Source organism: Nocardia sp. NPDC060259 (genome assembly GCF_042728775.1).
Taxonomy (GTDB): Bacteria; Actinomycetota; Actinomycetes; order Mycobacteriales; family Mycobacteriaceae; genus Nocardia.
This window is the reverse complement of the sequence record NZ_JBHXAY010000085.1, coordinates 1-13,356: the sequence shown is the minus strand read 5'-3', so window position 1 is coordinate 13,356 and position 13,356 is coordinate 1. Positions and strand designations below refer to the sequence as shown.

Genomic DNA, 13,356 nt, shown 5'->3' with positions numbered 1-13,356 from the left:
CTGTCGCACGTTCCCTCATCCGGGCTGTTCGGCAGCCGCGACGCCGCGATCCCCGCCCACCGGCACAGTGTTCGCCGAACCGGCGCCGAGCGATGGTTCGCGACGAAGGACGCGGTCACGCCGTTCCGGGCCATGGCCGGTCAGCACGACCGGCACGCGGAGACGCTCGGCGAGCCAGTCCGCCGGGTCACCTCGGACCGGCTCGAGGATCGGCGTCGCCTCGGACACCTGGTCGGTGAGCCGCTGCTGGTGGTCGAGATCACGCCATGGGCCCGGGATGAGTTCGGTGACGATGCCCGCGCCGGTGTCGTATGCCGCTGCGGCGCACAGTGTTGCGGGCATGTCGAGGTGGTTGACGACCAACCCGTCGATCCCGCCGCAGACCTCGATCGCGTACCGCAACAGGATCGGGTCGAGGTGGCCCTGCCGGAACGCGCCCTGATACGGGCCGGTGCCGTTGTGCGGCTCCGGGTGTCCCAGTGGCGCTTCGGTCGGCAGCGGACCCGCGCCGTGCCGGGTCATGTAGGTGCGGGTGACGCCCAGAACCGTTGCGGTGCCACCGATCCCGGCGACCATGGCGCGGGCATGGCGCGGTTCGACGGTCGACCAGGTGGTGTGCGGGTGGAATCCGCGCCATTCGTCGAGGAGAACGCCCTGCGCGCCCTCGAACACCAGCCTGCCGCGCGCGGCGGTGCGCGCGAGTTCGCCGTCGTCGGTGACGCGCACGGCCCTGGCGAACTCGCCGTACATCGCGACCAGGGCGTCGATCGATTCGTAGCCGTGCGCGCTCGGGCCGATCAGCTCGTCGTACTGGGCGGCCAGCCGATCCAGCTTGGCGCGCAGGACGACGGGCGTCCGGCAGTCGGCGACGGTCGGCGCCTCGTGTTCGAGTGCGTACCACGCGGTTTCGCCGATGCCACGACCGCAGGAACCGTGTCGCGAGGAACCCCTCGCGTCCTCGCGCGCACGGTTCGCCGCGATGTGGATCGGCGTGGTGAGCAGGGCGCGACCGTCGACGGCGAGCAGTCCCAGCGGATCACGCACACCGAGCGCGGCCAGCTGCTCGGATTCGGCGGCGAGCGCGATCGGCTCCACCAGCATGTGCCGCGAGAGCAGCGTCGGCACACCGTGAAAGGTCCCCGCGCCGAACTGCGCGAAGGTGTGGTGGCGGCCGTCGGCGACGACATTGTGCGCGGCCTGCGCACCGCCGTTGAACCGCACGACCGCCGCCACCCCGAGGCCCGCCTCCGCCGCACACAGCCAGTCGACGGTCGCGCCCTTGCCCGCGTCACCGAATCCCAGATCGACGACGACGATGTGCCCGGCACCGAACATGCTTGCGCCCCTTTTCCTTCTCGTACCTCACCGACCGGGCGGCAGCGCCCGCACACCGCGCACCGGCTTCGACCCCAGCGCCCGGCCGACAGCGTCGGCCTCGGCCACCGATCCGACATCGCGCAGGTCGGCCAGTCCGGTGTCGACGTCGACCCGGTCCTCCCCAGCCCGATCGTCAGCGCGATCAGCTCACACACCGCGCCGGGATCGTCGAGCTTCAGGAAGTTCTGCCCGAGCAGACCTCGCCAGTGCTCGGCGATCTCCGGATCCTGGTAGTAGGACGACTGATTCGGCAGGATGTAGTAGATGTGCCAGCGCTGCGCGAGCTCGCGGTAGATCGACTCGACCGACACATCGCGCCGCACGTGATCCCCGATGACCGACCGGATGTGCCGGGCGGCCAGCCGCGGCTTGTTGAGCTCGTCGCCGATCACGAACAGATACCCCCGCTTCCCGCGCTTCTCCCACGCATCGGTCGCGACATGCTCCGCCATGAAATAGGCGGCCAGCTCATAGCTTTCGGACTTCTGCCCGCCACCACCGCCTTCGAGCAGGATCGACCGCAGCTGCTCGTCCATCCGGTTGTCGGACTCGAACTGCCCCACCTGCAACGGCACCCGATCGGTATCGGCATCGCCGATCGCCCCGAACAGGACCTGCGGATCCTGCGCATATCCCTTGCTCTTCAACAGCCCGTGCAACTTCCCGAGCTTGTCCTGCATGATCCGCGGCACCCGCCCCATCGACCCGGTCACATCGAACAGCACCGCCACCGGCAACGAGTTCCCATGCTCCGCCGAATCCCGGCACTCCCGCACCCCCACCCCGAACGGATCAAGCGACGGATGCGCACACCACGTCTCATACGGCTGCTCCCGCATCTCGGCCGTATACCCGAAGTCATCCACCCCAGCCCGCGCCCGGAACGTCTTCCCCGCCCGATAAGCACTGTCATCCCAATGCCCATATCCCATCAGAACCACTCCCTCTCGTTCTCGTAGTTTTAGTCTATTCAACCAAAACAACGATCGTCAAGAGCCCCAGCGGATTCGCTCTTTGCCAGCCCCGTCGGCTACCTTCTGGCACATGCCATCGGCTCCGCACGAAGTGGTGATCGATCTCTTCCAGCAGCAACCGGCCCTCGTCGCCCCGCTGCTGACCGAATTAGGCTGCCCTCTACCCGAATACGAGTCGATTACCACCGTGCCGGGCGATGCCACGGTGCTGGCGCCGACCGAGTATCACGCCGACGCGGTAGTTGCCTTCCATCGCGGCGGACAGCGAATCCTGGCGGTGGTCGTGGAGGTGCAGCTACGACCGGACCCGGACAAGCGCTGGTCCTGGCCGGTCTATGTCACCTCGCTCCGAGCCCGCCTGCGCTGCCCGACGCTGCTACTGGTCGTGTGTCCGGACGCCCGGACCGCGCGGTGGGCCGCCAAGCCTATCGACCTCGGTTACGGGAACCCGTCCGTCGGACTATGCCCACTGGTCCTGGACCCGACAGGCGTTCCGGTCGTCACCGACGTCGAAGCAGCGGCGGATCTACCCGAACTGGCCGTGCTGTCCGCCCTGGCACATGCGCAGCATCCTGAACATCGTGAGATCTGGAAAGCACTGCTCGCGGCTCTCGGTACCCTGGGTGGCGACCGCGCGGCGCTGTACTATGACTTCATCCTGTCGACGCTGCCCGCCGCAGCGCGATCCGAGTGGGAGGCACTGATGGCCGCCGGGCTCCAAGGTTACGAATACCGCAGCGAGTTCGCCCGCAAGTACTTCGCGGAAGGCGAAGCGCGCGGTGAGGCCAAGTCTGTGCTGACGGTGCTCGATGCTCGCGGGATCACCGTTCCTGCCGAGGTCCGCGACCGAATTCTCGGTTGCGATGACCTCGATCAACTGCAGCGGTGGCTGCGCAAGGCGCTCGAGGTCAATCGTGCAGCTGACCTCCTGGACTGAGCGGCGCCGGAGGTAACTCCTACCGCCGATCCGGGAGGGGAGTCAGGTAGTTGCCGACCAGGGCTACGCCGGGGCCGGGGCGGCCGCCGGGGCCGGGGTGCCAGGTGACGTTGTCGACGGCGATGGGGTCGCCGCAGTGGCGGCAGACGACTACGCCTTCGGTGAGGTGGTCGCAGGTGCGGTGGAGGACGGACAGGGGTGGGCCGTCGGGGGTGGACAGCCAGCGGTCGCCCCAGGCCAGGATCATTGTCAGGATCGGGTAGAGGTCGCGGCCACGGTCGGTGAGGATGTACTCGGTGCGGACCGGGTTGTCCTGGTACACACGGGTTTCCACGATCTCGTGCTCGCGGAGGGTACCGAGCCGGTCGGTCAGGACATTGGAGGCGATGCCGAGGTCGCGGCGCAGGTCCTCGAAGCGGGTGATGCCGAGGAACAGGTCGCGCAGGATCAGCGGGGTCCAGCGCTCCCCCACGATGCCTACCGTGCGGGCGATCGAGCACGTGATGTCGGCGATTTCCACTTTGGGCATGTCACCCATCCTAGTCCATTGCTTTTTGCAAGCCAGCTGGATACGGTCGGTTCGTCCGGAAGATCCGTCCGAAGGGAAGGGACGCGAACATGACCGACGCACTCGCAGGCGAGCAGGACACCGATACCGTCGCCCGATTCCGGCGCGCCACCGTCGGCAACGACATCCCCGCACTGCTCGACACCTTGACCGAGGACGCCGAACTCGTCTCGCCGGTCTCGGGACGGCTCGTGTTCCGCGGCCAGGCCGACCTCGCCCCGCTGTTGACCCTCGTCTACCGCGCGATCAGCGACCTGCGGTGGACCGACACCGTCGGATCGGGCGACACCCGAATCCTGTTGGGCGAGGCCAGACTCGGCCCGTTCCGGATGACCGAGGCGATGGTGCTCGACCTCGCCCCCGACGGCCGGATCCGGCGCCTGCGCCCGCACCTGCGGCCGTGGCTCGCGATCACCGCGGTCGCACTGTGGCTGGGCCCCACCATGCTCCGGTACCCGGCGATCGTGCGCCGGGCCGCCGGATTCCAGGGACACCGCCCTACTCGACCAGCCCGTCGGGGGTGAGCTCGAGGGTGCGCGTCACCCCGATGTCGTCGAGGAACCGCGCGTCGTGGCTCACCACGATCAGCGCGCCCTCGAAGCCGGCCAGCGCCTGAGTCAGGTGCGCCAGACTGGGCAGGTCGAGATTGTTGGTCGGCTCGTCGAGCATCAGCAGTTTCGGCGCGGGTTCGGCCAGCAACAGCGTCGCCAGCGCGGCCCGCAATCGCTCCCCGCCGGACAGCGCCGAGGCCGCGATATCGGCATCGCCGCCGCGAAACAGGAAGCGCGCCAACTGACCCCGGATCTGCTCGGCGGTGGCATGCGGAGCGGCCGCTGCCACGTTCTCGAACACGCTGCGCTGCTCGTCGAACACGTCGAGCCGCTGCGGCAGCAGCCGCCACGCCACCTTCGGCCGCTCCGCCACGATCCGGCGCAGCAACGTCGTCTTACCCGCACCGTTGCGGCCGGTGAGCGCGATCCGCTCCGGGCCACTCACCCGCAGATCCACCACCGGGCCGTTGGCCAGCCGCGCCTGCTCGAGCGTGACGACGTCCTGCCCCGGATACAGCCGGGTGCCGGGCAGCTCGATCCTGATCTCACGATCCGCGCGCACCGATTCCGCGGCGTGGTCGAGGGTTTCGCGCGCGGTGTCGAGCTTCTCGATGTGGGAGGTGCGCAGTTTGCCCGCCGACACCTCGGCGGCGTTGCGGCGCAGCCCCGCCACGATCTTCGGCACGCGCTTGTTGTCCTGCATCTTCTGCGCGAACCGCTGCCTGCGATCCAGTTTCGTCCGCGCGTCGACCAGCTCGCGCGCCTGCTTGCGCACATCGCTGCGCGCATCACGCACCGCTGCCAGCGCCGCCTCCTGCTCCTGGTCGATGATCCGTTCGTAGTCGCCGAAATTGCCGCCGAACGAACGGATCTCGCCTGCCCGCAGCTCGGCGATGCCGTCCATCCGGTCCAGGAGCTCCCGGTCGTGGCTGACCACGACGACGGTGCCGGCGAACTGCCGGATCACCTCGTAGAGCCGGGCGCGTGCGACCGCGTCCAGATTGTTGGTCGGCTCGTCGAGCAGCAGCACATCGGGTTCGCGCAGGAGTTCCGCGACGAGCCCCAGCAGCACGGTTTCGCCACCGGAGAGGGTGTCGAGGGTGCGGTCCAGGTCGGCGACGGAACCGGCGACGTAGTCGAGCCCGAGCTTGCCGAGCAGGGCGATCGCCTCGTCCTCGATCTGCCACTGCACGCCGACGGTGTCGAAGTCCTCGGGCTCGCCGATGCCGCCTTCGATGCGGTGCAGCGCGGCCCGCACCTCGGCGATGCCGAGCACCGTCTCGACCCGCTGACCGGTCTGCATGCCCAGGTCCTGGCGCAGATAGCCGATCCGTCCCGGCGCCGTGATCGATCCGCGCAGCGGGCGCAACCCGCCGGTGATCAGCCGCATCAGGGTGGATTTGCCAGCACCGTTGCTGCCGACGAGGCCGATCTGGCCCGGACCGACGACGGCGTCGAGGCCGTCGAACACGACGGTGCCGTCCGGCCAGTGGAAGGTGAGATCGGAAAAGGAAAGAGAGGTCATGCGGATCCCCTTGAGGTGCGACGGAAACACGGTGCGCAGAATGCGGACCGTCCGGGAGCGCTACCTCAAGAAATCAACGCGTGACTCCGATCGCCGGGAACAAGACCATTCATTGATAACACCTGGGCGCACCGTCGCGCCACCCCTATTTCGCCCACCGTGAGCCCGCTCACCCGAAGGACGGGAGTGCGGTGCGGCTCACTTATCGTGGAGGACGATCGCGAACAAGGGGGAGGACATGAGCGCTGACGTCGTCATCGTCGGCGCGGGCTACGCCGGGATCAGCGCCGCGAAACGACTGGCCGCTGCCGACGGTGTCCGTGTCACGATGGTGAACCCGAGCCCCTACTTCGTGGAGCGCATCCGGCTGCACCAATACCTGGCGGGCAATCATCCGGCGCGACGGCCACTGCGCGCCGTCCTGCCTGCCTGCGTGCACCTGAGCATCGACACGGTGACGGCGATCGACGAGCGAAATCATTTGGTACACACGGGTTCCGGGCACGAACTGTCCTACGGCCACCTCGTCTACACCCCGGGCAGCCATTCCGACGCCCACGATATCCGCGGCGCAGCCGGACACGCGGTCTCCCTCGGCACCTGGAGCGAAGCCGAGCGCGCCCGGCACCGTTTGCGCGCGCTGCCACCGGGGGCGGTGGTCACCGTGGTCGGCGGCGGCCTCACCGGGATCGAAGCCGCGGCCGAGCTGGCCGAGAGTGGTTCGGCGCGGGTACATCTGGTGACCGGCGAGCTGGGCAACAGCCTGTCCGCCGCCGCGCGGGCACTGCTGCGGATCGCACTGGCGGAACTGGGCGTCACCGTCGTCGAACAGGTCGCCGTCGCCGAGATCGGTGACCGCAAGATCGCCCTGACCGATGGCACGGTGCTTGCCACCGATCTCGCCGTCACCACCACCGCCTTCGCCCCGTCGGATCTGGCGCGCGGCAGCGGCATGGAGGTCGACGGTTCCGGCGCACTGCTCGTCGACGAAACCTTGGTCAGCACAACGTCTTCGGCGATCGTCGGCGCGGGCGACGGTGTCGCCCTCGGCACCGACCCGCTGCGCATGAGCTGTCAGGCCGCGATCCCGTCCGGTATCCACGCCGCCGAGACGGTCCTGCGGCTGCGCGCCGGGCTGGCACCGAAACCGTTGCGCCGCAGGTATATCGGTCAGGCGGTGAGCCTGGGGCGCAAGAACGCACTCGTCCAGTTCACCGACTTCACCGACCGGCCGCTGCCCCAGCTGGTCCTCACCCACGGCGGTGCCGCCCTGCTGAAGGAACAGATCTGCCGGGCGACCGTGCGCGGCGGGCAGCTCGGACCGGTTCGCTACCGATGGTCTTGAGGACCGGTCCTGTCGGAGTGGAAGGCTAACGTGGGCTCCGGGCGATTCCCGCCGTCGAAGGCCACACCAGCGAAACCGGAGGACTGTGATGTCGGAGCCGAATCGAGTACGCGCCGCCGAGCGGGGTGACGTGCGGCCAGCCGCGGACGCGCTCGGCGCGGCATTCCGGCACGACCCGGTGATGAGCTGGATCCTGCCGGACGAGCGCAGGCGAGCCGCCGGACTCCCCCGGTTCTTCGGGGCGGTGGCACGGCACGTCTTCTTCCCGCTCGACGCGTCCGATCTGGCGCTCCACGCGGACGGGACCGTCGCCGGGGTGGCGATGTGGACCCCGCCGAACCGCTGGCAGAGCAACCTCACCACCGACCTGCGCATCATGCCCGGGCTGATCCGCGCGTTCGGGCGCCGCGTTCAGGCCGGAAAAACCGTTGGCGACCTGATCAAACACCACCATCCGAAGGAACCGCACTGGTACCTGGCGATGCTCGGCACCACCCCGGAGGCTCGCGGCGCCGGGTTCGGCAGCGCCCTGCTGCGCTCGCGGCTCGCCCGCATCGACGCCGAGGGCGCCGCCGCCTACCTCGAATCCAGCAACCCCGACAACGTCCCGTTGTACGAACGCTTCGGCTTCACCGTCACCGGCGAGCTCCGCATTCCCGACGGCCCGCCGCTGTGGCCGATGTGGCGCGCACCCCGCTGACGGCCTAGAGCTTGACGATCGACGTCAGCGGGTAGTCGCCCTGGTGCTCGCGGCCCTTCAGGAACTCCAGTTCCAGCACGACAGCGGCCGCGACCACCTCGGCGCCGACCTCCTTGAACAGCGCGGCCGCGGCGGCGAGGGTGCCGCCGGTGGCGAGCACGTCGTCGAGCAGCAGGATGCGCTTGCCTTCGAGCTCGACCCCGTCGGCCGGGATCTCCAGTGCGGCGGAACCGTATTCGAGCTGGTACTCGCGCGACACCACCGGCGGCGGCAGCTTGCCGCCCTTGCGGATGGCCAGCACGCCGGTGCCCAGCGTCGCGGCGACGCCGGCACCGAGCAGGAAGCCACGCGCGTCGACACCCGCGACGAGATCGGCGTCGGGGGCCACGGCGGCGAAGCAGTCGATGACCGCCCGGAAGCCCTCGGCGTCGGCGAACACCGGGGTCAGATCGGCGAAACGCACACCCGGCGTGGGAAAGTCGTCGTGCCAGCGGGTCAGCCGCGACACCGCGTCGGCGGCCCTGCTGGTCCGCTCACTGACCTGGTCGTCGGATTCGACCACCGCGTGCTTGCTCATCGACACCTCTCCGTCACGGTCACGCCCCGCGTGACTGCCACCACTACTCATCGCTGCAACACCCAGCGATCCATGTTCCAGCCGGTACCAGCTTGGGTCGGCCCGGCGATCCCGTTCTGCATGCCGTTGCCGAAGGCGATGGTGCGCGGCGTCGCGAACAACGGAATGCTCGGTAGCTGCGCCCACAGCAGGTTCTCGGCCTCGGTCAGCAGGTTCAGCGTGAAGGTCGAGTTGGACTCTCCCGCAAGCTGATCGGTGATCGCATCGTAGCGACCGTTAGCAAAGCCACCGACGTTGAGGCCGCTACCGGTCCGCAACGCCGCGAACGCTGCGACGCCGGTGGTCGATCCAGCGGGCCCGGGAACTGCGGCGGTGCCGCCGAGCACCGCGTCGACCGCACCCTCGGACAGGCGGACAGGAGTGAAATCCGGTGCGCCCGCGTCGACCACGCTGATGCCGGCGCCACGGCAGGAATCGGCGATCATCGCCACCGTCTTGGCCCGGCGCGCGTCCGGCGCCAGGTAACCGATCCGGACGGTCGGCTGCGCGGCGCGCGCCGAGGCCAGGGTCGCGGTGGCGGCCGGGATGTCGGCGCCCTTGTACCGGTCGGCGGCACCGATCACCGCGGGGTAGTACAGCGAATCCTGCTGCACCACATGGGCGTTCAACGGCCCGGCGCCGAGCCCGCTCGGCGGGACCTCCCCCGCCTTGCCCAGCGTGTCGAACAGCGCCTGCCGTGGCACACACTGAGCGAACGCGCGGCGCACCTCCGGCGCACCGAAGACGCCGTCGGTGGCGAGCACGAGCTGTTCGGCGCTGCGGCTCGCGACCGTCTGCTCCGCGAAACCGTCGAGCGTCAGGTCCGACACCGACCCGGCGCCCAGGTCAACGACGCCGAGGGCGTTCTCCTTCGCCTTGGCGGCGTAGTCGGTGCCCTTGGGCCACACCACGATCCGGCTGGTCTCGGGCGCGCTCCCCCACCACTTCTCGTTGGCGACGAGCACCAAACCGTCCTTCGCGCTGAAGGATTCGATCCGGTACGGCCCCGAGGACGGGAACTTGGTGAGGTCGAGCCCACCCGGCTTCATCGCCCAGCCGGAGTTCCAGAAATCGGCGATCCGGCCGAGCACGGCGCCGTCGCCGGTCTGCAGCGCGTTCACCACGTTCGGCGCACCCACCGCCTGCGCCACCACGTGCGCTGGCATGAGCTCGGCCGCGGTGAACAGGGTCCGCCAGGGCAGGTAGTGCCTGCCGGGCCGGAACACCACGGTGGCGTCCTTGGAACCCGGCTGGCAGTCGACCCGCTCGATGTCGGCGTAGCCCACGGTGCTCGCCGCGTCGAACAGCGGGACCGGGCCGCGGTCGCCAGGGCGGGTGAACCGGCCAGAGCGGGCCGACCAGGCCAGCACCAGATCGTCGCAGGAGGTCTGCACCCCGTCGGAGTACACCCCGTCCGGGTTGAGCCGGTACTGCACGGTCTGCGTCTCGCCCGGCACCTCCTTCGCGGTGCCCGCGTCGGTGTCGGCGACCTGCTGGCCGTCGGGTCCGGTGTAGAAGAACCCGGTCAGCACCCGTCCGAACACCGCGGCGGCGCCGCTGCTCGCCCCGAGCGTGCTGCCGCCGTTGTAGCTGGCGACCGCCGCGTCGACGGCGTACCCGATGGAGGGCACCTGGTTCTTGCTCGAGCATCCGGCCACCAGGCCGGTGGAGACGGCCGCCGTGGCCAGCACGGTGATCAGTCGAATCGTGCCGCGTCGCATGATGAGACCCCCTGCTGTCGCCGTCAGTTCCTTCGCTTGTGCCGCTTCCCGCTCGGTCGCGCACCGGGCCGCGGCGCCGACGCGTCGGCCGGTCGCGGGCCACGGGTGGCGCCCGCGGCCACCGGAACCCGGGGGCTCACGCCGCCACCGGCCCGCTTGGCGAGCACCTTCTTGGTGTGCGCGGCCACCGGACCCCAGCGTTCCTTGATCGACACCAGCACCGGGACGGCGAGGAAGATCGAGGAGTAGGCGCCGACGATCATGCCGACCAGCTGCACCAGCGCGAGGTCCTTCAGCGTGCCGACGCCGAGCAGCCACACCGCGATCACCAGCATGCCGATGATCGGCAGGATGCCGATGACGGTGGTGCTGATCGAGCGCATCAGGGTCTGGTTGGCGGCGAGGTTGGCCTGTTCGGCATAGGTGCGCTTGTTCAGGTGCAGCACGCCGCGGGTGTTCTCCTCGACCTTGTCGAAGACGACGACATTGTCGTAGAGCACGTAACCCAGAATCGTGAGCAGACCGATCACCGCGGCCGGGGTCACCTCGAACCCGACCAGCGAATAGATGCCCGCCGTGACGACAAGGTTGAAGAACAGCGACACGATCGCCGCGATCGACATGTCCCGCTCGAAGCGGATCGCGATGTAGATCATCGTGAGCGCGACGAACACCGCCAGCGCGATCAAGGCCTTCTGGGTGATCTGCCCGCCCCAGGTCTCGCTGATCTCGGCGATGCTGATGGCGTTGCGGCTGACCTCACCGTTGGAGTCCTTCGGCTGGAACGCCTCGAACAGCGCGGTCTGGATCTGCTCGGTCTGGGTCGCGTCGAGGGTTTCCGAGCGCACCTGGATGGTGGCTGCCTCGCCGGAGCCGACCTTCTGCACCGTCACCGGTCCGTGGCCGAGCGTCTGGGCGTAGACGTCCTCCACCTGCTGGGTGCTGACGTTGTCGGCCGCGGGGATCTGGATGCGCGAGCCGCCCTCGAAGTCGATGCCGAGGGTGAAGCCGCGCACCGCGATGCTGAGCAGCGAGATCAGCAGCAGCGCCGCGGACAGCGCGTAGAAGAACTTGCGCCGGTTGACGATCCGGAATCCGCCGGTGCCGGTGTAGAGACGTTCGAAGAACCCGTGCTTGGGACCCTGCGACGGCTCGGCCTTGTCCAGGTACACCGTTTCCTCGGTGGGATGGGTGTTGCTCATCGTGACATCTCCTTCGGCCGAGCCTGGCCTGCACCGCGTTCCCTGGCGATCTGCTGCACCGAGCCAAGACCGTTCACCGACGGCTTCGCCCAGAACGGCGAGCGCGCGGCGAGCATCATCAGCGGTGCGGTGACCAGGTAGAGCACGATCACGTCGAGGACGGTGGTGATACCGAGGGTGAAGGCGAAGCCCTTCACCTGACCGGCGGCGAGCAGGTACAGCACGACCGAGGCGATCAGGCTGACGGTCTTTCCGGACAGGTTGGTGCGCTGTGCCCTGGCCCAGCCGCGCGGCACCGCCGAGCGGAAGCTGCGGCCCTCGCGCATCTCGTCCTTGATGCGTTCGAAGAACACGACGAACGAGTCGGCGGTGAGGCCGATACCGATGATCAGACCGGCGATACCGGCCAGATCGAGGGTGAAGCCGATCCAGCGCCCGAGCAGCACGATGATGCCGTAGACGGCGGCACCGGCGGCGAGCAGCGAGAACCCGGCCAGCAGGCCGAGCATGCGGTACACCAGCAGGCAGTACAGCAGCACCGCGATCAGGCCGACCGCGCCGGCCAGCAGACCCGCCTTCAGCGAGGACAGGCCGAGGGTGGCCGAGACCGTCTCGGCTTCCGAGGTCTGGAACGACAGCGGCAGCGAGCCGTACTTCAGGGTGTTGGCCAGCTCGGCCGCGCTGTCGGCGGTGAAGCTGCCCGAGATCGAGGTGCGCCCACCCAGCTGCGGACCCTGCTGCACCTGCGGGGCGCTGACCACCTTCGAGTCGAGCACGAAGGCGACCCGCTTGTAGACGTATTCACCGGTCAGATCGGACCAGGCGTCGGCACCGGCGGACTTGAACTCCAGGTTCACCTCGTGCCGGGCCTGCTGAGCGTTCAGGCCCGAGGTCGCGTCGGCGATCTCCTGGCCGTCGATGCGGCTCGGGCCGAGCAGGAACACCTCGGTGCCGTCCTGCGAGCAGGTGACCAGCGGCAGCGCCGGGTCGTCGTTGCCTGCCAGCGGGTCGGGCTTGGTGCAGTCCATGGCCGCTACGGCGACCTGCTGCACGGCCTGATCGGTGCTCTGCCGCAGCGCCTTGGCGTCGGCGATCTCCTTGGCCTGCTGCTGCTGGACGCTGCCACCACCGGGGGCCGGGGTCGGCGTCGGCGGCGCCTGCGCCGGGAACACCCGCGACTGCGGTGCCGGGGTGGTCGGCTCGCCTGCGGCGGGGGCGGTGGTCTCAGCGGGCGCCGGACTGTCGGTCGCCGGGGTCTGCGGCGCGCCGGGCTGGGTCGGTGGCACCTGGGCGCCACCGGCCTGCGGCTGGGTGGCCGCCAGCACGGGACGGATGTAGAGCTTGGCGGTGGTGGCCAGCGCGCGGGCCTGCTGGCTTTCCTCGCCGGGCACCGTGATGACGATGTTGTCGCCGTCGATGACCACTTCGGAGCCGGAGACGCCGAGACCGTTGACCCGGTTCTCGATGATCTCCTGGGCCTTCTTCAGGCTGTCCTGGCTCGGCCTGCTGCCGTCGGGGGTGCGCGCGGTCAGGGTGACGCGAGTGCCGCCCTGCAGGTCGATACCGAGCTTGGGCGTGGGGGAATGATCACCGGTGAAGAACACCAGCGCGTAGATCACGGCCAGCAGCGCGGCGTAGACGCCGAGCAGCCGGAACGGATGCGCCGATCCCTGGGAAGGTGGCACAGCAGGTCATCTCCTAGGCGGAAGTCGAGGTCGGAACGGTGGGCACGGCAGTGCCCGCGCCGGTGCGCGACGCGGGGCGCGCGCACCCGCGATGACGGGAGTGATCAGTGCTTGGTCTGTCTCTTATACACAACAGACGCGGCCGACGATAGTAG

At 69.2% G+C, this 13,356-nt stretch carries 11 protein-coding genes and 1 pseudogene; 4 read left to right on the top strand and 8 right to left on the bottom strand.

All coding sequences use genetic code 11. The features are described 5' to 3' along the window. Window positions 1-15: 15 nt before the first annotated feature. Entirely contained in the window at window positions 16-1,335 is a 1,320-nt protein-coding gene (locus ACFWF2_RS25330) for an adenylosuccinate synthetase (protein WP_379309941.1), read from the bottom strand. A gap of 27 nt (window positions 1,336-1,362) precedes the next feature. Beyond that, window positions 1,363-2,309: pseudogene (locus ACFWF2_RS25325) on the bottom strand (hypothetical protein). 112 nt (window positions 2,310-2,421) lie between these two features. Between ACFWF2_RS25325 and ACFWF2_RS25320 the strand changes: the two are divergent. Beyond that, a complete protein-coding gene (locus ACFWF2_RS25320) occupies window positions 2,422-3,288 on the top strand; it encodes a hypothetical protein (protein ID WP_379309940.1) in 867 nt (288 codons plus the stop codon). Between the two features lie 19 nt (window positions 3,289-3,307). Here the strand turns inward: ACFWF2_RS25320 and ACFWF2_RS25315 are convergent, their stop codons facing one another. Next, window positions 3,308-3,817 carry a winged helix-turn-helix transcriptional regulator gene (locus tag ACFWF2_RS25315; RefSeq protein WP_379309939.1) on the bottom strand — a complete coding sequence of 170 codons (510 nt, stop codon included), beginning with the start codon at window positions 3,815-3,817 and terminating at the stop codon, window positions 3,308-3,310. Window positions 3,818-3,906: 89 nt separating this feature from the next. Here ACFWF2_RS25315 and ACFWF2_RS25310 point away from each other — a divergent pair, with 89 nt between their 5' ends. Beyond that, window positions 3,907-4,380 carry a nuclear transport factor 2 family protein gene (locus tag ACFWF2_RS25310; RefSeq protein ID WP_379309938.1) on the top strand — a complete coding sequence of 158 codons (474 nt, stop codon included), beginning with the start codon at window positions 3,907-3,909 and terminating at the stop codon, window positions 4,378-4,380. Here the strand turns inward: ACFWF2_RS25310 and ACFWF2_RS25305 are convergent. After that, entirely contained in the window at window positions 4,355-5,932 is a 1,578-nt protein-coding gene (locus tag ACFWF2_RS25305) for an ABC-F family ATP-binding cassette domain-containing protein (RefSeq protein ID WP_379309937.1), read from the bottom strand. The genes ACFWF2_RS25310 and ACFWF2_RS25305 overlap by 26 nt on opposite strands. A 238-nt stretch (window positions 5,933-6,170) precedes the next feature. Between ACFWF2_RS25305 and ACFWF2_RS25300 the strand changes: the two genes are divergently transcribed. Next, entirely contained in the window at window positions 6,171-7,277 is a 1,107-nt protein-coding gene (locus ACFWF2_RS25300; protein WP_379309936.1) for an NAD(P)/FAD-dependent oxidoreductase, read from the top strand. An 88-nt stretch (window positions 7,278-7,365) separates the two neighbouring features. After that, entirely contained in the window at window positions 7,366-7,977 is a 612-nt protein-coding gene (locus ACFWF2_RS25295) for a GNAT family N-acetyltransferase (RefSeq protein ID WP_379309935.1), read from the top strand. Window positions 7,978-7,981: 4 nt separating this feature from the next. Here the strand turns inward: ACFWF2_RS25295 and ACFWF2_RS25290 are convergent, their stop codons facing one another. From ACFWF2_RS25290 to secD, 4 genes are read right to left on the bottom strand one after another with little or no spacing between them, the layout of a single operon-like run. Further along, a complete protein-coding gene (locus tag ACFWF2_RS25290) occupies window positions 7,982-8,554 on the bottom strand; it encodes an adenine phosphoribosyltransferase (RefSeq protein ID WP_378847008.1) in 573 nt (190 codons plus the stop codon). Between the two features lie 47 nt (window positions 8,555-8,601). Beyond that, window positions 8,602-10,314, bottom strand: a complete 1,713-nt coding sequence (locus tag ACFWF2_RS25285; protein ID WP_379309934.1) for an ABC transporter substrate-binding protein — start codon at window positions 10,312-10,314, stop codon at window positions 8,602-8,604. Window positions 10,315-10,337: 23 nt separating this feature from the next. Next, a complete protein-coding gene (gene secF / locus ACFWF2_RS25280; RefSeq protein ID WP_379309933.1) occupies window positions 10,338-11,516 on the bottom strand; it encodes a protein translocase subunit SecF in 1,179 nt (392 codons plus the stop codon). Continuing rightward, window positions 11,513-13,201 (bottom strand): protein translocase subunit SecD, encoded by a 1,689-nt coding sequence (gene secD / locus ACFWF2_RS25275; protein ID WP_379309932.1) that lies wholly within the window; start codon window positions 13,199-13,201, stop codon window positions 11,513-11,515. The genes secF and secD overlap by 4 nt, the downstream gene beginning before the upstream one ends. Window positions 13,202-13,356: the final 155 nt, after the last annotated feature.